This window comes from Pedobacter sp., from assembly GCF_031119335.1.
Taxonomy (GTDB): Bacteria; Bacteroidota; Bacteroidia; order Sphingobacteriales; family Sphingobacteriaceae; genus Pedobacter.
The window spans coordinates 24,621-47,567 of sequence record NZ_JAVHXT010000021.1 but is presented as its reverse complement, the minus strand read 5'-3'; the positions used below and the strand labels follow the sequence as shown (position 1 = coordinate 47,567).

Genomic DNA, 22,947 nt, shown 5'->3' with positions numbered 1-22,947 from the left:
GAGCAACAGGAGAAACCGGTGCACAGGGTATCCAAGGTATCCAGGGAGCGACCGGAGCAACAGGTCCGCAGGGCGCTACAGGTGCTGACGGAGCGGTTGGTGCAACGGGAGCGCAAGGTATTCAGGGTATTCAGGGTGCAACTGGCGCTACTGGTCCACAAGGAGCAACGGGAACTCAAGGTATTCAGGGGGCGACAGGTGCTACAGGAGCAACTGGAACATTTACGGCAACAGTTAACAACGGTTTGAATTTCTCAACACCAACAAACATACAATTAGGTGGAGCTTTAGTAACACCAACTACCATAACTACAAGTGCTGCAAACACGTTAACTCTTGCTGGCTTACAACCTGGAGTAGCAGCTTCTGATGAAATATTGGTTGTTAGCGGAACAGGTTTAGTTAGAAAAGTAGCACCAACAATAGCTGATGTTCGAGTAGTGGGAACTAGAAATCATATTTCACAAGATGCGGGTGTGGGTGGTAATGGTTCAACGATGCCAGGAAGCGATAATATTGCAATTGGCGCAGGGGCCATGAATGCAGCTGTGGCAGCTGGTGCCCCTTATGGGCTATTAGGTAACGTTGCAATAGGCGGCGGAAGTCAATTGGCAAGAGTTAATGGTGATGGAAGTGTAGCAGTAGGATATGGAAATTTACCATTGGCAACAACTGGAAACAATGTTGCCGTAGGTGGATTGAATTTAACAAGCGCTACTACAGGAACGGCAAATTATGTATTAGGTTCTCAAAACTTGGGTAGCCTAACTGAAGGAGGATCTAATGCGGCTATGGGGGTAAATAACTTAACTGCATTAACTACGGGAAGTAGTAACCACGTCTTCGGTCACAATTCCTTACAAGCAATTACAACCCAGTCACAAAATATCGCTATAGGTTCTTCAGTATTACCAACAGCGGTAGGGTTTAAGAATATTGGAGTAGGTAGTACAGCTTTAACTTCACTTGGTACAGGTGAGGACAACGTTGCGCTAGGTGTAAACTCTGGAGGTGCTTTAACTACAGGTAATTATAATACTTTCTTTGGTACTGAAGCAGGTAACAGAATAAATGATTTAACACCTAACATTAGATATACAGGCGGTAACTTTAGTTTATTCTTAGGTTCACAAACCAAGGCTAAACATAACGTAAGTAACCAGCTAAATATTGGTAACTGGATTTATGGAGAAAGCGGAAACATAGCATTAGGTAATTTTACTGGGTCAGCATTGCCTACAATCACCTCAACAAACCGTTTAGATGTAGTTACAGGAAATGTTAGGGTAAGAGATATTACAGCTGCATACACACAAGTGGCTACAGATAAGGTTGTAGTGGCAGATGCTAATGGTGTTTTAAGGACTGTTCCAGCATCCAATGTGGCAATAGAACCATGGTTCAATATGGCAACAGGTACTTCGGCTACAGCAAATACGCAAAACATCTATCAAATGGGTGCTGTGGCTATTGGTGGCGCAACAGCTGCATCGTTTGTGGTAGATGGGGTAACCATTAACCCAAAACTGCATGTGCAGGGCGATATTTCTACCTCAGGTAAAATATATACCACAAATAGTGTATATGCCGATTATGTGTTTGAGAAATATTTCAATGGTAAATCTGCGATTAACCCTAACTACGAGTTTAAATCGTTGAATTATGTGAGAGATTTCATCAAAGCAAACAATCACTTACCAGGAGTTACTTCTATATCTGATTTAAGAAAAGCGAACAATGGTTATACTTTTGATATGACAAAATTAACCATCCAAAGCTTGGAGAAAATAGAAGAACTGTACTTACATACAATTGAGCAAAAAGATAAAATAGATACACAACAAGCCGAAATTGACAAATTGAAAAAAGAGTCTGAAGAGACTAAAAAACGTTTGGAAAGATTAGAGAAGTTGTTGTTGGGAAAGGATAAATAAACTGTAAACGTGTGCAACATTATTTATTAATGACACACGTGTACAGTTTATTTAAACGCTCTTAAATCGTAAATCAATATGAAGTATTATTTATATACTATACTATTTTTAGTCTTTGGACTAAGCATAACCAATGCTCAGACACCTACGCTATTACATTCGCAGGCGTATTCTGCGTCTGGCGTAGGTGGTGTACCAACTGTTAGCGTAAATATCCCAGCAGGAAAAAATAGATTGATGTTGGTTAGTGTTTTTATGGAACGTAACCACGGCGGTACACCAAATAGTAATTGGCCTTTCGACCCCGACAATACACCGATGGAAAACACATCAAGTTTTTCTGCTATAAATGTAAATGGAATAGCTTGTGCTTACTTAGATGGGAGATCCAACAATCATGCATCTCCATCTGGCAGTACAAGATTTAGCCATCATTATTTAGTTAGGTATTTAAATGATGTAGACGGCTTACCCACCGGACCAGCAACAGTTAGTTTTCCGAATCTTAATCTTCCTGAAAATGCTGGCGATGAAATGGTTGTTGTTATTGCCATTTTTGCAAATGCCAAACAAACTCCAACTGCTGTAAATAGTAATAGGGAAAGGGCATACACATCATCTAATTTAACTGTAACTGGTACTTCGCCAACGCCAGATGCACCACAAACAGGAATACCCACAGCTCCATTAGGTAATGCCGCAACCGATATCGTGTATTTATCTAACGCAATGCTCTCACAGCAAGGCACGGTATTGGCTACGCCTTCTGGATGGACATCAGTACAAAGTGTTAATGTTAATAATAACTTGGGTACGGCAATATCAACTGTATCTGCTGATAATGAGCAAGATGGTGTTCGTTTTCTGTCGGCATATAGATCAGGGGTATCAAACCCGTCATTTACAGTTACCAGAACTGGTACTGTACGAATAGATAGAGCTGCAGCTTTTCTTTATGGAATACTACCCTTGGTAAAGCCTGGTGTTTATGGGACGGTTTATCGTGATAATAATGGCTCAACTACCATTGATGGTGGCGGTACAGGAGGTGGAGTATGGACTACTGCCAATACACTTTATGTAAATGCTGTTGGAGTAGATGGAAATGTGGTAGCAACCGCTACAGTAAACACTTCTGGTGTTTTCCAATTTCCGCAGGGTGGAAATTTAATTGAAGGTGATTTGATACGATTTCAGTTAAGTAGAAATCAAGGAACAGTAGGGCAACCTGCCCCGATTAAAGAATTACCAAGCGGATGGGCAACAGTTGGCGAAAGTTCTACTTCTGGTGCAAGTGATGGCTCGCCTAATGGAGAGTTTACGTTAACAATTGGAACAAGCACTAGTGCTAACAATACAACAAATCGTTTTGGAGTTACTTCTAGCACAGATATTCAGGTAAATAAATCCGGACCACTAAGTGTAGCATCTAATGGTTCGATAACTTATAAAATTTATGTAACCAACAATGGACCGGGTCTAGCTACCAATGTGGTAGTTACCGATCCCGCAGTAAGTAACTTTACGGCAACGGGCATCACTTGTGAAGCTGGCACTGGTAGTGGAGGATCTGCAAGTTGCCCAGCTTCGGTTACGGTAGCGGGCATACAGGGTACAGGTTTAATCATTCCATCTCTTCCAGATGGTAGTGCAGTAGTTTTCACTATAACGGGAAATGCTTCAGCGTCGGGAACAATTACAAATACAGCATCGGCAACTGCTGCACTTGACACCAATCCTTCCAATAACTCATCAACCGTAATCACAAGAATTGAAAATAATGTATCTTGTTTACAAAGTACATATACATTAAACCTTGCCCAAACAGTTGCTAATAATACAGTTGCAGTTAATGGAGGTACACTAAATCTTTATTATACAAGAACTAGTGGGACAGCAGTTCCTGGCGTAGCTGAACCATTGATTATTCCTGTAACTTATAGTGATTTGAATAATAGAAATGGCATAGATAACCAGTGGAGAGAAATAAGAATTGAAGACGGAAATCTGATGTTAGGTGTTAACACAACTGATGGAGGTACGGGCAGCGTTTATAATTCTTTACCTTTACTAAATAGAAGAGCTTCGCCATCTACTACTTATTACTCCTATCCATTTTCTGGCAATGTAGCATTGGATAGGGCTTATACAGAATTTCTGAGAAATGGCGAATTAGAGCAACTGGGAACATTTACCCTGGGTATAGGTTTGCCATCTGTGCTTCCAACTGGTGTTAAAATACTTGCAGAAGTGTTTGAAGTTCAAGGTAAGATGGCTGCTAACCTTTCTGGAAATGAACTCTACAGTGGATATGGTGTTAAACCTCTGATTCAACATACACCAGCGTTTGCTACACCAGCCGCAACTTCTTTTACTTTAGATAGTGAATTTGAATTAGGACAAAGCTATGTTTGGAAGTATCTTGCTTATCGTGCATCTGGTCGCGGGATTACTGAAAATCATAGGGGGGTTGTTTTTAAAAGTACCAATACTATTACTTTGACTTACAACTGTTGTGAAGCGGGAACAGCAGCACCAACAATGAATCCTGCTACTAATTATTCGAATATCAATTCTTCTTATAATATTCCATGCGGCGTTACAACAGCAAACTTAACTGGATTGACAGCATCGAATAAGCCAACACTTACAACTTTAACATGGCATACTGCAACACCAGCAACCAACACCAATAAAATTACCAACGTTACAGCATTAACGGGTACTACAAAATATTATGCTGCTTTCTACGATTCGGTTAACGGTTGTTATTCACCAACAAAAGAAGTGACCGTTTATGCAGCAATTTGTGCTGCAGATGATAACTACAGTACAACTCCAATTATCGCTGGAGTAGGAGGAACATTGCCCTCAATTTTTAGTAATGATACTTATAATGGTGCTACAATCACGACTGCCACAAGCGGAAATATAAGTTTTAATTATTCTGTTTGGACGACTTCCATAGCAGAAGTTGACCCAGCTACAGGTGTAGTTACCGTACTTGCTACAACACCGCCAGGCACTTATACTTATACTTATGAGATAAGAGATACCGATCCTGATGCTGTTTCTGGTAGTAACGTAAGTTTCGCTTCAGTAACCTTTAGGGTGGTGTCTTGTACAAATCCCCCAGCAACTGGTACCCCAGATGGCTACACCCAAACTGGTATTTCAAATTTATTAGGTTTTGCTAACAGATGGCCAAAAAATGTACCTAATGGCTTTATAGCTATTGAATCTAAAAATAAGGGCTTTGTGATTACGAGAATACAAAATGTTAATTTAATTCCGGTAGCTCAAAGGGTTGAGGGCATGCTGGTTTATGATATTGATGCGGCTTGTATAAAACTGTACAACGGTACAATGTGGAAATGTATTGAGAAAAATTGTGATATAAATTAAAAATAATGAAAAAGATTTTAGTTACATCAGTAATACTTCTAATCGGCATTATAGCCAAAGCGCAAACTTTAATTGAAACTAAGACAACAAGTAGTGCGTCTGCAGTATTAGATTTTGCCAGAGGTACTACCAAAGGGATTATTTTGCCAGCGGTAGAGGCATTACCAGCTTCGCCAGCTAACGGAACTTTTCTGTTTGATGCAAGACCAACAGAACTGAAAATAAAGATGTACCAAAATGGTACCTGGGTCGAATTGTCGGGAGCTGGAACTAATAATTCTGTGCCTTATAGCGGAACTGTAGATAATGCAAAAAAGACTGTAATAGGGAGCCGTAGCAGTGCTGCAGATGGTGTACTAGTTTTAGAGTCGACGAACAAAGCAATGGTTTTACCTCACGTTGCTAATCCTCATTTAACGGTTAAGGGCCCTGTAGCAGGTATGATGTGTTACGACACAGTAACCAAATCGTTAGCGGTATTTAATGGTACAGTTTGGAGCTATTGGAAATAAACATATCAATGTTTATGAAAAAGCTACAAAATATACAACGGAATTATTTATTTGAATAGAGCTGGTAAGCTTTTTAAGATGTTCGTTTAGTCTGAGTAGATGTGAGTGTTTAATTTTTTGCCCAGCCCTAAATTAATATTTTTCTTTGCACCATTATTAAAACAGAGTAGTTACAGTTAAATCATAGCCGAAAACTAAAATAGATTAGTTATTAGAATGAAAGTTTTTATATATAAAATTGCTCTTTTAGCAATCGTTTTTTGCGGTTCTAATTTTCAATTGCTTGCCCAAAATGGTGCAGGTAGTTCTACGGTAGATAATTCTACTGTTACTATCGCTAGCGGCACTATAGAACAACGCTTTACCGAGGGTAGTTTTTTTGGTCCAGATGCAGTTTGGGTGATAGACGGAGTACTTGAGATTTACAGTAAAAATGTTTGGATTGCCCAAGGAGCAAAATTTAGTGGCACTGGCAAAATTGTAATCTACAATCCTGGAGATAACCCATATTATGTAGATATGCCTGCAGGTTCTACTCATATTGATGGTAACAACAGTGCATTTATTAAACTTTTAATTGAACATAGGAACGATAACAACATTGTACTTTCTAATCTTACCGATCCGGGTTATGGTACTACTAATCCGGTAGGGGCATTGGGCGCACAATTAAATATAGGAGCCGAACTGAATTTAGCTGTTAATGGCGCAAATATTATCTTAAATGGTAACAATTTAGGGTTCGATGCAGTGGGCTTGCCAACTAACTACAGTGCCAGAAGAATGTTTGTAACAGATAACAGTATTAGCGGCCATGTAATCAAAGACTACGCAGCGGCGGGCAAATTTGAATTTCCGATAGGTATAGATGTAGATGATTATACACCTGCAACGGTAGATATGAAAGAAGCCGGTAGAATTTATGCCAGCGTACAAAATCATGCAGCTACCAACTTATCGGGTATTAAGCCAGAATTGGGAATGGATAGAAATTGGCATATCTACGCAGATAGATTGCTAAAAGCCGATTTGAGCTTACAGCACAATAGCTATACCAACGGTAATTTGTTTAAAGATGCTAACGCAGGTATAGCACAATATGTTTCGGGTACGAAATGGGATATTGTTAGGGGAAGTAACACATTACCTAGCTTACACACACGTTATGGTGTGATATTTTCTAATGATGCAACAGCAAACACTACATGGTTTACCAAATACGCTGTTTCAGGTACTTCACTAAATATTCCAAATCTATTTACACCTAATGGCGATGGCGCTAACGATACGTTCGAAATACGTGGTCTTGGTTTATTTGCCGAGAACGATTTAACTATCATCAATAGGTGGGGTAATGAGGTTTTCAAGCAAACTAACTATAAAAACAATTGGAATGGCGAAGGCTTAAACGAAGGTACCTATTATTATGTGCTACGTGTGAAAGAGGCGGGCACATCAGATTGGCAGGTATTTAAAGGTTGGGTAACGCTTATTCGTGCGTTCAAAAAATAGTTTTTAAAGTGTAGAGGTCTAAAAACAATGAAAAAGATATTATCTAATCTCGTTTTACTATTTGCTACAACTGTAGTGTTTGCCCAGCAAGACGCTCAGTTTAGCCAATATATGTTTAACGGGATTTATATCAATCCGGCCTATGCTGGTTATCGTGAGCAGTTAAATGTTCACGCTTTTTACAGAAACCAATGGACTGGAATTGATGGTTCCCCAAAAACAGCAAGTTTAGCAGTAGATGCCATTGCTAACGACGGTAATGTTGGTTTAGCGCTGCAAATTAGCAGTGATAAGTTGGGGGCACAGCAAAACCTAACGGCTTATGCTAATTATGCCTATCGCTTGCCACTAAATGAAGATGGCAGTTCTCGTTTAGCTTTTGGTTTGGGCGCTGGTGTAGTACAATTGGGTATTAATGGCGCTATGCTAAACCCCAACGATTTCGAGCAATTTCAGCCTGTAGGTATGCAAAATGCTATTTTACCAGATGCAAGGGCTGGAGTTTATTTTTCTAATGACCGTGTTTACGCAGGTTTCAGCATGGATAACCTAGTGTCACAGTACATCAACGTCGATAGATATGCCTACATCCCGCAGCCAAAACCACATTATTATCTAACAGCTGGCGTTTTAGTACCGCTATCTAGAGAAATATTACTTAAACCTTCTTTTTTGCTAAAAGATGATAGAGGCGGCCCTACCAGTTTAGATGCCACAGCCTTTTTGATCTTGGCAGAGAAGTTTTGGATAGGAGGCTCGTATCGTACGGCCGTTAAACTTTACAACAAAGATCACTTACAAAGAAACTTATCGACACTAAACTCGGCTGTTGCAGCTATGCAGATTTTTCCATCAGAAACTTTGCGCATTGGCTACGCATATGATTACGCAATAGGCAGCATGGGCGCACATTTGGGCGGTACTCACGAAATATCTATCGGTTACTTCTTCAATAATAAAAAGTTACGTATGGCTAGTCCGCGTTTCTTCTAATTCCATTTAAAAATGCAGGTCTCAAAAAATATACAAAGGTTCATTTTAACTTTATTCTTAATTGCAAGCAGTATTTCTTCTTATGCACAATACGTGTTAAACGAGGCTGATAAGCATTATGAGTTATATAATTATGCAAAGGCCATTGATCTTTATGAACAGGGTTACCAAAAAAAGCAAACCTTGTATGCCGCAGAACGATTGGGAGAATGCTATGCTTTGGTGAATAATTATATAGAAGCAGAAAGTTGGTACGGAATTGCGGTAAAATTATCGAATAACAAGCCAGTGCATTTGCTGAATTATGCAAAGGCTTTACAAAAAAATGCAAAGTTTAATGAAGCAAAAACGTATTACAAAGCTTATGCCGATGCGCAAAAGGATGTGCCTAGTAAACAGCTAGGTTTGTGGTTGAATAGCTGCGATTCGGCAATGGTTTGGATGAAATCACCAAAGAGGGTAAATATCATTAATGAACAAAGAATAAATACTGCTGCTAGCGAATGGGGGGCAGGTTTATATAAAAATGAACTGGTTTTTGCGTCAGATCGCGAGCCGAGTAAAAAAGAAGATATTAATCGCCCATTTTTAAGGTTTGATGGTTCTGTAAAACCAGATGCGAACACAAGTGGTTGGACGGGTAGATCGTATTTGCGTTTATATATTGCTAGCTCTTCTGTAGATCAGTTCCCGCTAAGGGCAGGTACTTCTTACCATATTGGTCCAGCAAGTTTTTCTGCAGACGGAAAAGAAGTTTTCTTCGCTATTACACGTATCCCCAAAAAACCAGTTTATAACAAAGGCAAGCTGGCTACCATCAATATCGAAATCTATAGCAGCACGTTGCAAGATGACGGTAACTGGTCTGATCCGGTACCTTTTAGGTATAACAGTGTAAACGACTATTCTGTGGGTGATCCATTTGTTAGCGCCGATGGTAAAACCTTATATTTTGTTTCGGATATGCCTGGCGGATTAGGCGGTACAGATATTTACAAATGCGAGCGTACAGCCAATGGTTGGAGCGATGCAGTAAATGTTAAAGAACTAAATTCTGAAGGTAACGAACGCACGCCTTTTGTGGACGAACAGGGAGATTTCTATTTCAGTACTGATGGCAGGGTAGGCATTGGTGGTTTAGATGTTTTCTACGCAAAAAATGAAGGTGGTCGTTTAGCTACAGCAAATAATATGGGCTACCCCTACAATTCGCCACAAGATGATTTCGCATTCTTAAAGAACTCAAAAACATCAGGTTTCCTTTCTTCTAATAGAGTAGATGGAAAAGGTGAAGATGATATCTATTCTTTTGCAGAACATAAAGTACAGCAGCTAATTTTCACCTTAGCTGGTAAGGTGTTTAATGAAAAAACTAAAGAACCATTGGCAGATGCTTTGGTAACCATTAAAAAACCAGACGGACAATCGTTGCAGGTGCAAACCGACGAGAACGGCGAGTTTAATTTCAATCTCGAAAAAGATAGCGACTATGATTTAAAGGGATTGAAAACTGGTTTTAGATCTCATTTAGATAGTTTATCTACAAAAAATCTAACCGTTAATACGGTAATAAAAAAAGATTTATACTTATTACCTGTTGAGCTTGATGTTCCTATCAGAATTGAAAATATCTATTATGATTTCGATAAATCTAACATAAGAAAGGATGCTGCTGTAGAGTTAGACAAGTTGGTAAAGATCATGAAAGACAATCCGAACATTTGGATTGAATTAGGCTCTCATACCGATAGTCGCGGTAACGATCAATACAATCAGTGGTTATCACAAAGTAGGGCAAACTCTGCAGTACAGTATATTATAGATAGAGGTATTTCTAAAAACAGAATTACTGCTAAAGGCTATGGTGAAAGCAGATTGAAGAACAAATGCGCTAATGGCGTAAAATGCACTGAAGCGCAGCACCAATTAAATAGACGTACTGAGTTTACTATTGTTAAACAATAAAAAGATAGGGTGAGTAAAGCATAAACGATTAAAATCATCTCCAAATGACTTACAAAGTAATTATTACTGGTGCCAATAATTTTGTTGGCGAGGGCATATTGCTAGAATGTCTAGAAGATGCATATATCTCGGAGATTTTGTTGGTGAGCAGATGGGAAAACCCTATTAAGCACCCGAAGGTAAGACAGTTGATTATTCCTGATTTCTTAGATCTGGATGGATTTGATGAGATGTTGACCGGTTTTGACGCTTGTTTCTATTGTGCTTCCATAGATTCGATGTATCTGAGCGAGCATATTTATAAACAAATTATATTTGATATTACACTGAACTTTGCGGTGAAATTATTAATGCTCAATCCAGATATTAAGTTCAACTATCTTTCACATAGCAAAGCGGATAGAACAGAAACCAGTAAATTGGCTTCGGCAAGGATGATAGGTAGGACAGAAGATGCACTAAATAAGCTCTCATTTAAAAGGCTGCATCATTTCAGGCCGGGATGGATACTACCACTCCATTCGCAAAAGGTTTTTGGTTTTCGCCGTAAGTTTAAGAAGTTTCTGCATCCGTTTGCCGAAATATTCATGCCAAACAAAGTAGTTACCATGAAACAGATTGCTTCGGCAATGATAAATGTGCTGGTAAAAGAGTACCCCGAGAGAACAATTAGATCAAAAGATATCAAGTTTTTGCAAAAGCGTCATTACGATAAACTTTACCAGGTTAATAAGTTTAGTACAGATGCTTTCGATTTGTGAATAGCTAAAGTAAATTGAATGAAAACGTTTAAAGCTCTGACGGGTCAGAGCTTTGGATTTGGTTCGCAAAAGAACCGGTTGAGAGCTAAATTTTGTGTATAGCTTTATGAAGCGATAAGGCTTATTTGGGCATCTTTTCTGCGATATAACTCGTTTATCATTTCCTTTTCGCTCATGCTTTTAGCCCAAGTTGGTCTAATTTCGAAGTAGCGTAAGTTGGATAAGAAAGGGTGGTTGCCTGCCCAGGTTAAACCCATAGATTCTCCTATTCTTCCAACTTTGTCATAAAACACCTGATGATCTAGGTATTTAAGTTGGCCGCAAGCAGAACTTTCATATATTCCAATCCCGAAAGCAAGACCGAAATTATGGTAAGCTAAGTCAATTTGGTTTTCTGTAGCTTCTAAAGCTGCCGTAATATCAAAATTCAAATCATTAATTAAACATCTGCGTATAACGGTATTCCTACTTAGTATCTTGATAAATAGCCCATGTGACGCACAGTGACTAATCAGTTCTTTAACAATTGGAAGAATTTCATTAGAAATATTTCTAAATTGATTTTCTTCAGCTGTAAAACTGCCTACAGATACCATATCATCGGCAACATGGTTACTCATTGGGTAAGAAAAGTAATGCTTCATTTTATTCCTTATTTGTTTAGATGAGAGCCTTGTTTTGACACTACTAAGTGACAAATAATAAAATGAGTAAAATAGAGCGGTTTTGCGTATAATGCTAAATAGGTAAGTTTGCTTGCTTACTAGGTAAATTTACCTGGGTCACTCAAGTTCGATTAATAACCTATGTTTTAAATATAAAGCACATTAATAATAGAACTCAGATTGGTTGGTTAAGTAAGGTAGACCGCGAGGTTAAAAATTGAGTTAGGAACAAGTTTTTATCGCCGCTTTAGTTAGACAGCTCGTCTATCTCTACCAATTTATGTTTCAAGGCATATAAAACTAGGCCAGCAGTATTTCTGCTGCCAGTTTTCGTTAAAAGATTGTTTCTATGCCCCTCTACCGTTCTGTTACTTAGAAAGAGTTTTTCTGCAATTTCTACACTACTAAACTGCTTGCAAATAAGTTGTAGCACTTCGATTTCTCGTGGCGAAAGTGGGTTTTCGTTTTGATCTAGATTTAAGGGTTGAGGTTTTTTAATTAATCCTTTCCTCATGATCTCTAACATGGGCATGGTAAAATAGAAATCGTTTTTGTGTACTTCCCTAATCGCTTTTTCTACTTCTTCTGGTTCGGCATTTTTGGCCAAATAGGCATTTGCACCTGCTTGTATGGTTGCTAAAATATGGTGCTCAGCTTCGTGAATAGTTAGAATGATAACGCCAATAGAAGGGTGGGTTTCTTTGATAACTTTTAGAGCTTCCAATCCATTCATCTCAGGCATAGAAAGATCTAATAAGATGATGTTTGGTATTACTTTCTCCTGTTCTAAAAGTGTTAATAACTGTTTTCCGTTCTCGGCTTCAAATACGATAGACATACTTTCGAAGGAATTAACTAATGCAATCATTCCCTTTCTGAATAATTTTTGGTCATCTGCTATTGCTATGTTAATTGTCATTTAAAAATACGGCTAAAAACTTACTATTAATATGAATTTGCACAACAAGCTTAAAAATAATTCATTAATTGAATTAATGTACTTGATATGCAGCTGTGAATAAAAAACAGGTATTTTATTTCAAGTGCAAATATCATTTTTTTATTAGATTCGACAAAAATAAACTAAACTTAAAACCCATGAGATTGGGTTTGATTTTTAAATTACCCTCAAATAAACAAATGATGAAGTCTAAAATTAACGTACCAACGGTACCTCTTCAAGAGGCTGTTGATCGAGTTACACGCTTTCGCAATCAATTAATTAACAAAGTGCCCGAAGCCAACATTCCAAGAGCTGTATTTATTCCGATAGCGGATTTGATGGCTATTATCGAGAAATTTCAAAGCCTAGATGACCATGGTAACATCAGAAATTCGCTAACTGGAGTCAGGGCATATTTTGCTGTTAAAGAAGGGGACGAAGATTTGCCAGATGATGTTACTGCACTTATTGTGCCTGTAGATTTAGCTGGCGCTGATATTGTGGCTCATACAGATGGTGTAGGAAGTGATGAGGAAGATGATAGTGATATTTATGATTTTACGCAGCCGTGTCCAGTGCAGTGCGACAATACTAGTCCTTTGTATATTGAATAAGAAGAAATGAGTAGTTTTTTTATGGGAATTGTGGTTCCCTTTAGTATCTTAATACCAATTGGCATGTTTATATATAAAAATAGACATGCCGATAAATCTATTAAGGTTATATTTTATTATCTGATTGTGGCGGGCTTCATTAATGCATTTGCTGTCGGTTTAGCAAAATTTGGTATTCAGAACTTACCGGTGCTACATATATATACTTTAGTTGAAGCTCTTTTTTTCTTAACCTATTTTAGTTCTATTTTTAAGGATAAGATGATTAAAAAGTTGATTAAGGTCTTAATGGTAGTTTTCCCATTACTATGTATTATTAATTTCACTTTTGTTCAAAGCATTTTTACATTTAATACTTACACCAGACCTCTCGAAGCACTTATTATTACTACGCTATGTTTAGCGTATTTTTATAAAAGTGGATTTAGTGATAACTGGTTAGGTTCTCCAATCAACTGGGTTAATATGGGAATACTGTTATATTTTCCAACAGCAAGCATCATCTTTATACTCTCTAATTATTTCACCTTTGTTGACCTAAATAAGTTTTTGGTTGGAGCTATTTGGAATATACACGCTTTTTTGGTTCTGGGAATGTATCTTGTATTTACAAAGGCATTTAGTCTGATCAAAAAAACTACTTCAGGCATTAATGTTTAGAAACCTATTAACTGCCTTTTTGGTACCATTGAGCATTCTTATTCCTATAGGAGTTTTCTTACGTAAATATAAGTTTGCAAATAAGGCCGAAAAGACATTATTCTTTTATTTAATTACAGCTGGGATCATCAATGCTGTGGCAATATGTTTAAGTAATTATGGTATTAAAAATCTTTTCTTATTGCACATTTATACTATAATAGAAACTATTTTTTTCTTGTTGTATTTTTTCTTTGCATTTCATAATAGTATTATAAAAAGGTTTCTGCTTGTCGCTATTTTCGTATTGCCTTTATTGTTTATCACCAACTTTCTCTTCTTACAAAGTATAAATGAGTTTAATACCTATACCCGGCCATTAGAAGCTATTATGATAACGGCCGTTAGTCTATTGTTTTTATATAGAAGCGGTTTTGTAGAAGATTGGTTAAAGCAATCATCTAGTTGGATTAACATTGGTATTTTGGTTTATTTTCCAGCGGCAACGCTCATATTTATACTTTCTAATTATTTTGTGTTTGTAACATCTAATAGGCAGTTGAATAGAGTAATTTGGGATATACACTCTATCTTAGTTTTAGCAATGTACTTAGCATTTGCCAAGGCTTTTAGTTTAATAAAGAAAAACACAAATGGTTGATAATGTTTATTTGTTGATATTCTATGGGGTGGTGTTGCTACTTATCTTGATAGCATCTTTTTTATTGTTCTATATTAGAAACCAGGGTGTAGTTTGGAAACAAAAGAAAGAGATGCAAGAGGCTCAGCTAACGCAACAAAAGGAATTACTGAGTGCGGTTATCGATTCGCAGGAGATTGAACGTAAAAGAATAGGCCAAGATTTACACGACGAAATTGGTGGAACACTTTCTGCCATCAAATTAATGCTCAATTCCTTAAAAAATAAAGTAACAGAACCCCAAGAGGAGGTGTTGACAGATGCCAAAGAGTTGATAGATAAAATGATTGTTGATGTGAGACATATTTCGCATGATTTATCGCCTCCAGGATTAGCTGTGTTTGGAGTTTTTGCATCTATAGAGGCTTTTGTAGCATTGATTAACAATACAGGTGAGATATCAATTTTATTGGAAAGTGATGCCCAAATAGAGGATGTGCAGCTGCAAGAGAAATCTTCGTTAGCATTATTTAGAGTACTTACTCAATTGGTAAACAATACCTTAAAACATGCGCAAGCCACTGAGATTGTGATTAAATTTGCAGTTTCGGATAAAGAGCTTTCTATTTACTATAAAGATAACGGTAGGGGATTTGAAATGCAGATTTTGGAACAACGAAATGGGATGGGAATGCAGAATATCCAAAGTCGCTTGCAAATGATTAATGCTAACTTTCAAATAGAAACTGCCGTAGGACAAGGTTTTGCTATTTCGATGCAATGCCCTTTAGCTAGTTAGCAAATTCAATTTTGAAATCGTTTTCCTACAAACGTCTAATCTGACTACATTTCTAAAAAGATGATATCTAAATAATCTACATCAAATTAGTGGATTTTTATTTTGACTTAGTCTAAATAACATTATATTTGCGGCAATTTGCTACGTAGCTATGCGCTCTCTAGTCTACTAGGCAAAATGATTGCCAGATAAATGAGTGTATTTATAAACTTTTTTGATGAAACTAAAAGAACTGAAAAAAAAAGGCTTTTGCTTGTTTTTGCGGTTTTAATTGGGTTTGTAAATATTGCTTCTGCTCAATTTTCTATTTCTGGAAAGGTACTTAACAGACGTAATCAAGAACCCGTTGAGTTTGCTATTGTAGCTGTTCCCAATAATGGCTTATGGGCAAATGCAAATGCTAAAGGCGAATTCATCATTAAAAATATCCCTGCTGGTAAAGTAAAATTGAGTGTACAATACCTAGGTTTCGTAAAACGTGAGTACGAATACACGCTCGATAAAAATTTAACCGGCTTAATTTTATTAATGGATGAAGACAACCTGACTTTGTCGCAAGTTGAAATTACCGCAAAAAAAGGAACTGATTTAGCGACTTCGTTCTTGATGGACAGGACTGCCTTGGATCATTTGCAGATGTTAAATGTAACTGATGTTTCTGCTTTGCTTCCTGGTGGTAAAACAAATAGAAGCATTCATTTGGCAACAACGGCTGAACAACGCTTTGAAATTAATGGAGCAAATGGCGAACGTGGAAACCCTACTTTCGGAGTTGGCGTAGAAATAGATGGCGTTCGATTATCAAACAACGGGTTAAGAGATCAATCGGCTTCAACAACTAGGGTTCATGGAGTAGATACAAAGAACATCTCAACGAGTAATATAGAATCAGTTGAAATAGTGACTGGACTACCATCAGTAGAGTTTGGAGATGTTACCAATGGTATGGTAAAAATAAATACTCGAAAAGGTATTTCTCCATATATACTTGAGCTTTCCACACGGCCAAATACTAAGCAGGTTGCCTTAAGCAAGGGGCTAAACTTAGGTGGGAATAATGGTGTGCTCAATTTGAATTTAGATTACACAAGATCTATCTCCAATTTAGCTTCCCCTTTTACAGATTATAAAAGAAATAGCCTATCAGCTAATTACAATAATACTTTTAATAAAAAAAATGGTAGCCCAATTACTTTTAATTTTGGTATAACGGGTAACATAGGCGGATATAATTCTGAAGCTGATCCTGATTTGTTTGTAAACACTTATACCAAGTTAAATGACAATGTGCTTAGGGCTAATTTTTCCACTAAATGGCTACTTAATAAATCTTGGATTACAAATTTGGAAGCATCTGGCACATTAAATTATAATGATAAGCTTAGTGAAACCAGTAATAATAAGTCTGCACCGGCTTCAACTCCATCTATCCGCACCAGTACAAACGGCTATCATGTAGGCGAAATCTATGAGAACAACGCAAATGCGCCTATTATTCTAATTCCCCCAGGTTATTGGTATGAAATAAATTATGTAGATAATAAGCTCATCAATTACAATGGTAAACTCAAAGCTAACTGGTTTAAACAATACAGTAATTTAAGCAATAATTTGATGCTTGGAAGCGAGTTTAGTGTGAGTGGAAATAATGGTAAAGGGGTTTATTATGATGATATTAGATATGCACCAACTTGGAGAGAATATAGATATGACCAAGAATCTTTCGTAAAAAATTATGCGTTTTACGCAGAAGATTTATTAAGTATTCCCATAAACCATACTATTTTACAATTAGTTGCGGGTATTAGAAGCGATATTACAGACATTAATGGTTCTGAATACGGTTTGGTTAGCAGTTGGTCGCCTAGGCTAAATGCCAAATACATCTTATGGGAAAAAGCCAACAAGGTGGTAAGCGATTTTAATGTGAAATTAGGATGGGGCAAAACAGTTAAGTTGCCAGGTTTTGATGTGCTTTTTGCAACTCCTACGTTTAGAGATATTTTAACCTTTGCGCCTGGTACCACAGCTAGTGGTGAAACATTTTATGCCTACTATACCATGCCCCGAACAAGAATATTTAATCCTGACTTGAAGTGGCAAAGTAATGTGCAAAAGGAAATTGCCATTAATATGAATATTGCTGGAAACAAACTTTTTATTACAGCGTCTCAAGATAAAACTTCTAATCCTTACACCTATCAAACAGATTATACCCCTTTCTTTTACAAGTTAACTAGTCAAGTAAACTTAGAGCAATCTGCTATACCAAGTGTAAATCGTATATATACCATAAATAAATATACAGGAATAGTTACGGTAACCGATAAAACTGGAGCTTTTCCTACCGAAACATTGTCTTATGCAGATATGTACACTTTTTTGTCCAACACAAAATATATTAATGGTTCTGCTGTAACACGCAACCGTATTACCTGGACGGTTGATTTTAAAAAAATAGAAGCCTTAAAAACTACCATAAGGGTTGATGGAAATTATTACACCTATAAGGGAATAGAGGAAACATTATCTGCATATATGCCTAATAGTACGCAAATGATGGCTAATGGGAAACCTTATAAGTATATTGGCTTTTTTGGCGGCGGAGCAAATTCAGCAAATGGGGAAATGTCTAGATCGGTAGATATGAATTTTACTGCTATAACTCACATCCCTAAATTACGCCTCATTCTATCTGCAAGGTTGGAAGCTTCTTTTTATAAATTATCTAGAAACTTAAGCGAGATCAATGGTAAGCAGAGAGGAATTGTTTTGGATAATCGAGATGCTTACACACCTTCTACTCAACAAACAGATATTTATGGAGGCGACAGATTTGTAGGTCTTTATCCAGATTATTACGTAAGCCTTGATGATTTGAATGTCAAAATTCCTTTTGCTGAAAAATTTTTGTGGGCAAAAGACAACGATGTTGCTTTGTATAATGAATTAGCAAAACTGGTTCAAAAAAGCAACACTAATTATTACTTTAACAGCAGTCGCGTTTCTAATTATTACTCTGCCAACCTAGCTGTTACCAAAGAGATAGGGCGCTTTGCCTCACTTTCGTTTTTTGCTAACAATTTTTTAAACAATCTGGGGAAAGTGTATTACAGGGGCTCCGGAACACAAGCCTCTTTATTTAATAGTTCGTTGATACCAGTGTTTAATTACGGCGCATCATTAAGGTTAAAAATTTAAAATCCATTTAATTCAAATATATAAAAATCAATTATTATGAAAAAAATAGCATACTTAATGCTTTTCACAATGCTAGTGTTTTTATCTTGTAAAAAAGATAAAACAGTTAAGGTACATTCTGTTACTGTTCAACTAGCTTATCCTGCTACTAGCTCTTTAACTGTAACAGCTGATGTTGTGGTAAAGTTAACAGGTAAGGGTACAAGTTTCGAAGCTAAAACGAATGTTGAAGGTAAGGCCATTTTTAATGTGCCAACAGATATTTATGAAGTATCTGCAACAGATTCAAGATCAAACTCTGGGAGTGCATTTATCTATAACGGCGTAAAAAGTAATGTTGCCATTGTTGACGGGTGGAGCGCTGATAATGTTATCAAATTGGATCTTATAGAATCAAAAACGTCACAAATTGTAATTAAGGAACTTTTTATGGGCGGAACACCTGCCGATGATACAGGTGTTTTTAATTATGACAGATACGTTGTTTTATACAACAACTCAAATACTGCGGCAAACCTTGATAATTTATGTTTGGCAACAGTTGCTCCCTATAATGCACAGTTAACAAATAATGCCTACTATGGTGCTGATGGTAAATTGACCTATGAAAATGAAAATTGGATGCCTGCCGGACAAGCCATATGGTATTTTCAAAAAAATGTTGTAGTAGAGCCCGGAAAGCAAATTGTGATAGCGTTGGCTAACTCTCTTAATAACACAATTACTTACAGTAAATCAGTTAACTTAAATAATGCCGCATACTATGCTACTTATGATTTAGCAAGTTTTGATCATGCTGCCACATATAGAGTAGCAGGAGAAAATATTCCTACAGATCATTATTTAAAAACAGTGAAATATGGAACAGGCGCTGCTTGGGCATTGAGCAATACCAGTCCCGGCTTTTTTATATTTAATCCTCAAAACACTACTCCGGTTGCTTTTGGAAATGATGTTTCTCAAACTAGTACCATAACTGGATACGTGAGTAGAAAGGTTCCAACAAGTTGGATTGTTGACGGGGTAGAGTCTTATTTGTTAAATAATTCTAACAACAAAAAACGTTTCTTGCCTTCTGTTGATGCCGGTTATGTATATCATGTAAATGGAAATGGATATTCTCTATACCGTAATGTTGATGAGCAGGCTACTAAAGCCATAGCAGGTAATGAGCAAAAATTGGTTCATAATTATCAATTTGGTACAACCGCAGTTGGTGGAACAACCGATCCAAGTGGAATTGATGCAGAAGCTTCTATTAGGAATGGTGCCCGTATTATTTATAAGGATACCAATAATTCAACCAATGATTTTCACTTACGTAGTAGAGCGTCGTTAAGAACTAACTAATTATCAGTTGATGAGGTTTAAGTTGTTAATATGTAGGCTTATCGTATTTTTTGGCGGAGTTTGTTGCTCCGCCAATCTTATTGCGCAGCAACAAATAGATACTGTTTTTACTGATATTGATTACATTCGCAAAAGTAATACTTGGCTTTCTTCAAGCAATGCATCAGGGTTAAGATTTTTTTCCCTTCCAAAAATCTCAACTGCTAAAATATTTCTTAATAAAGATAACGGCGAGTTTAAAAATTTTCATCAAACTGATAACAGTTACACTTACGGGCTAAGTGCCGAGTCCATTTATCGTTTGAACCCAAAAGTTGTTTTTTTAGGAAATGTAACCTATAGCACTTTTACAGGTAACAATATGGGTGGCTCTAGTTTCATGGACCCTTACTTAAACTCTTTTGATATTGTTGAACTAGATGATGCTAACAAAGGCATAAAACAGCTAGAGACTTATGGTTTAACAGGAGCCGTGAGTACACAGCTAACATCAAAATTTACCATAGGTGGAAGCATAGATTATCAGGCATCAAATTTTGCCAAAATGAAAGATTTACGTCACATTAATAAGTTGTTAAACTTAGGTTTGTCAATTGGTGGGCTTTATGAAATTAATGATAAAGTTGAATTTGGCTTGAATTATAATTATGATAGAAGGATAGAGAGTATTGCTTTTAGAAGTTACGGTAATACTGATAGACAGTTCATTTCGCTTATTAGTTTTGGTTCTTTTTACGGACGGTCAGAACTTTTTGATAGATATGGCTATACTTCTGGTGAAAACTCAACGCCAATGACAAACTTTAACCATGGAGCTGCTTTTCAGTTAAATATTAAATTAGATAAAAAAATACGTTATCTTAATGAATTTACCTTTAGCATTTTAAAAGGTTTTTATGGTCAAGATGGAACGGCAAGTGTGCTGTATACGCAGCATGGAGGGAATAATTATAGTTACAATGGCACCCTTTCTATTATAGGAACTAAAACAGAACAGTATATTTCGATAAGTGCTAATCATCAAACCTTGGTGAATAACGAAAACGTTTACAGACGGGAAACTACCACTGGCGGCGTTTCAAGAATAGTTTATTATGGGCAAAGCGAAGTGCTTGATAAGCAACAATTGTCAGCACATTTGCATTACACGCTATTTAAAAATGTTCAAAATCGTAATCCTCGATGGGAAGTTAATTTATCCACAGGCTATTTTCGTCGCCAGCAAACAACTACAATTTATCCGTTTTACAGAGACCAAACCATTAACAGTTACCAAGCAAATGCAAACTTAAAACGAAACATCATTAAGGCTAATCGAATATATAGTTTTGCTGTAGGTTTAGGCTATGGATCTGGTAGTGGTATAGCTAAATATGACGGTTTGTATGCTACGCCATCGGCTAGTCAGGTGGCACCTACAAGCATGGACTTATACCTCTATCAAGAATTTGAGTACTTTACTAAACCACGAGTAATGGCCAATTTAAGTTTGCAATACACTAAAAAGCTTAAGCAAAACATTGCACCTTATGCCAAGTTAAACTACAATTATACTAAGGCATTTGATACTCAGTTTTTAGGGAATAGTTTCGGCATAGCAGGAGCAAGCGTGGGCTGCAATTTTTAGTGCTCAAAATCAAAATTTTAAACAAAACATATTCTTATTTTTGCGGGGATGAAAAAAATGAAGTTTTTTGTAGCGGCTGGATTATTAATCGTCTTCAGTTTGCTACATTTTTCGTTTAGAGAAATTGCTTACACCTCTGGTGGTTTTCCCATAGATAGTTTGCGCAGTTTATATGAACGACCAATTGCACAATGGCCAAAGCCAAATGTAGATAGTGGTGTGAAATGGCAAGAGTTTAAAGCGTTGCCCGAGGTCGACAGTAAAAAGTACTTCACTACCATGGAAAGCGCTCAGGTTGTTTTGGGCAAAAACTTATTTTTCGACCCAATTCTTTCGGGTTCTAATCAAATTTCTTGTAGTAGTTGCCATAATCCTCAAACTTCGTGGGCAGATAAGCTATCGGTTTCTATTGGTCACGATCATGCTTCTGGTAACAGAAATACACCATCGTTATTAAACGTAGCCGAGCGTAAAACTTTCTTTTGGGATGGTCGTGCTACTACTTTAGAAGACCAAGTGAAAAGCCCGATTGAGGCACACAATGAAATGGCAATGAATTTAAAAGAGTTGCCTGTAAAACTGAATAAAATTAAAGCCTATAAAGAATTGGTAAAGAAGGCTTATGGTACAGATAAAATTACTTTTGATCATGTAGCAAAAGCTTTGGCAAATTTTCAACGTACATTAACGAGTAGAAGAAGTAGGTTTGATAGATTTTTAGAGGGCGAATACAAACAATTAAACGATAAGGAAGTAGAGGGATTACACTTGTTTCGCACAAAAGCCAGATGTATCAATTGCCATAATGGTCAGTATTTTACTGATGAGAGTTTCCATAACATCGGTTTAACTTACTACAAACGTAAGTATGAAGATTTGGGCAGATACAATGTAACTAAAGACCCAAATGATGTAGGTAAGTTCCGTACGCCATCTTTAAGGGATGTGATGAACACTAACCCTTGGATGCACAACGGTTTGTTTGATAACATTACAGGTTTACTGAATTTGTATAACAGCGGTATGCAGATGAATACGGCAAAGCCAGAGCAAAAAGCAGCTGACCCAATGCATCCGGTTACCGACCCATTAATGAAGAAACTGAATCTAACCAAAGATGAGATACAAGCGGTAGTTGCTTTTCTAGATGCAATTACAGCAACACAATATAAAATGCATAGGCCAGAGCAATTGCCTAGAGATAAATAAGAAAAAGCCGAGCAATTGCTCGGCTTTTTCTTATTTATCCCTCACGTCATTGCGAGGAACGAAGCAATCTTTCAACTATAGGTTATAAAAAGCTTTAAGATTGCTTCGTTCCTCGCAATGACGATATTACTTCTCTCTCTCCCTTGTAGGGAGAGAATAGCTAAGGGCAGAGAGGTTT

At 37.0% G+C, this 22,947-nt stretch carries 16 protein-coding genes and 1 pseudogene; 15 read left to right on the top strand and 2 right to left on the bottom strand.

All coding sequences use genetic code 11. The features are described 5' to 3' along the window. The 7 genes and pseudogenes from REI64_RS17470 to REI64_RS17440 form a co-directional block, all read left to right on the top strand. Positions 1-1,934 (top strand): annotated as a pseudogene (locus tag REI64_RS17470) (collagen-like protein); the annotation flags it as partial. Between the two features lie 78 nt (positions 1,935-2,012). Beyond that, positions 2,013-5,339 (top strand): DUF11 domain-containing protein, encoded by a 3,327-nt coding sequence (locus REI64_RS17465; protein WP_308851440.1) that lies wholly within the window; start codon positions 2,013-2,015, stop codon positions 5,337-5,339. A 5-nt stretch (positions 5,340-5,344) separates the two neighbouring features. Further along, positions 5,345-5,851, top strand: coding sequence for a hypothetical protein (locus REI64_RS17460; protein WP_308851439.1), 507 nt, complete (start codon positions 5,345-5,347; stop codon positions 5,849-5,851). Positions 5,852-6,067: 216 nt separating this feature from the next. Continuing rightward, the gene (locus REI64_RS17455; RefSeq protein ID WP_308851438.1) at positions 6,068-7,363 is read left to right on the top strand and encodes a gliding motility-associated C-terminal domain-containing protein; all 1,296 of its coding nucleotides are present in this window, start codon (positions 6,068-6,070) and stop codon (positions 7,361-7,363) included. A gap of 27 nt (positions 7,364-7,390) precedes the next feature. Next, positions 7,391-8,356, top strand: coding sequence for a type IX secretion system membrane protein PorP/SprF (locus REI64_RS17450; protein ID WP_308851437.1), 966 nt, complete (start codon positions 7,391-7,393; stop codon positions 8,354-8,356). 12 nt (positions 8,357-8,368) lie between these two features. Continuing rightward, positions 8,369-10,321 carry an OmpA family protein gene (locus REI64_RS17445; protein ID WP_308851436.1) on the top strand — a complete coding sequence of 651 codons (1,953 nt, stop codon included), beginning with the start codon at positions 8,369-8,371 and terminating at the stop codon, positions 10,319-10,321. A 44-nt stretch (positions 10,322-10,365) separates the two neighbouring features. After that, on the top strand, positions 10,366-11,082 hold the full coding sequence (locus tag REI64_RS17440; protein WP_308851435.1) for a hypothetical protein: 717 nt from the start codon (positions 10,366-10,368) through the stop codon (positions 11,080-11,082). A gap of 104 nt (positions 11,083-11,186) precedes the next feature. Here the strand turns inward: REI64_RS17440 and REI64_RS17435 are convergent, their stop codons facing one another. Together REI64_RS17435 and REI64_RS17430 are read right to left on the bottom strand one after the other, a co-directional pair. Then, positions 11,187-11,726 carry a hypothetical protein gene (locus REI64_RS17435; protein ID WP_308851434.1) on the bottom strand — a complete coding sequence of 180 codons (540 nt, stop codon included), beginning with the start codon at positions 11,724-11,726 and terminating at the stop codon, positions 11,187-11,189. Between the two features lie 268 nt (positions 11,727-11,994). Next, positions 11,995-12,666: a response regulator transcription factor gene (locus tag REI64_RS17430; RefSeq protein WP_308851433.1), complete on the bottom strand. Its 672-nt coding sequence runs from the start codon at positions 12,664-12,666 to the stop codon at positions 11,995-11,997. A 221-nt stretch (positions 12,667-12,887) separates the two neighbouring features. Between REI64_RS17430 and REI64_RS17425 the strand changes: the two genes are divergently transcribed. The 8 genes from REI64_RS17425 (at position 12,888) to REI64_RS17390 (ending at position 22,769) form a co-directional block, all read left to right on the top strand. Next, positions 12,888-13,304, top strand: coding sequence for a hypothetical protein (locus REI64_RS17425; protein ID WP_308851432.1), 417 nt, complete (start codon positions 12,888-12,890; stop codon positions 13,302-13,304). 6 nt (positions 13,305-13,310) lie between these two features. Beyond that, complete coding sequence (locus tag REI64_RS17420) at positions 13,311-13,964, top strand: hypothetical protein (RefSeq protein WP_308851431.1); 654 nt, start codon at positions 13,311-13,313, stop codon at positions 13,962-13,964. Next, positions 13,957-14,604, top strand: a complete 648-nt coding sequence (locus REI64_RS17415) for a hypothetical protein (protein WP_308851430.1) — start codon at positions 13,957-13,959, stop codon at positions 14,602-14,604. Before REI64_RS17420 ends, REI64_RS17415 begins: the two co-directional genes overlap by 8 nt. After that, positions 14,597-15,382, top strand: coding sequence for a histidine kinase (locus tag REI64_RS17410; RefSeq protein ID WP_308851429.1), 786 nt, complete (start codon positions 14,597-14,599; stop codon positions 15,380-15,382). The genes REI64_RS17415 and REI64_RS17410 overlap by 8 nt, the downstream gene beginning before the upstream one ends. Positions 15,383-15,574: 192 nt before the next feature. Next, positions 15,575-18,583 (top strand): TonB-dependent receptor, encoded by a 3,009-nt coding sequence (locus tag REI64_RS17405; RefSeq protein WP_308851428.1) that lies wholly within the window; start codon positions 15,575-15,577, stop codon positions 18,581-18,583. A gap of 36 nt (positions 18,584-18,619) precedes the next feature. Next, on the top strand, positions 18,620-19,933 hold the full coding sequence (locus tag REI64_RS17400; protein WP_308851427.1) for a DUF4876 domain-containing protein: 1,314 nt from the start codon (positions 18,620-18,622) through the stop codon (positions 19,931-19,933). Between the two features lie 10 nt (positions 19,934-19,943). Continuing rightward, complete coding sequence (locus REI64_RS17395) at positions 19,944-21,560, top strand: DUF6850 family outer membrane beta-barrel protein (RefSeq protein WP_308851426.1); 1,617 nt, start codon at positions 19,944-19,946, stop codon at positions 21,558-21,560. Positions 21,561-21,608: 48 nt separating this feature from the next. Continuing rightward, on the top strand, positions 21,609-22,769 hold the full coding sequence (locus REI64_RS17390) for a cytochrome-c peroxidase (protein ID WP_308851425.1): 1,161 nt from the start codon (positions 21,609-21,611) through the stop codon (positions 22,767-22,769). The last annotated feature ends 178 nt before the right edge of the window (positions 22,770-22,947 follow it).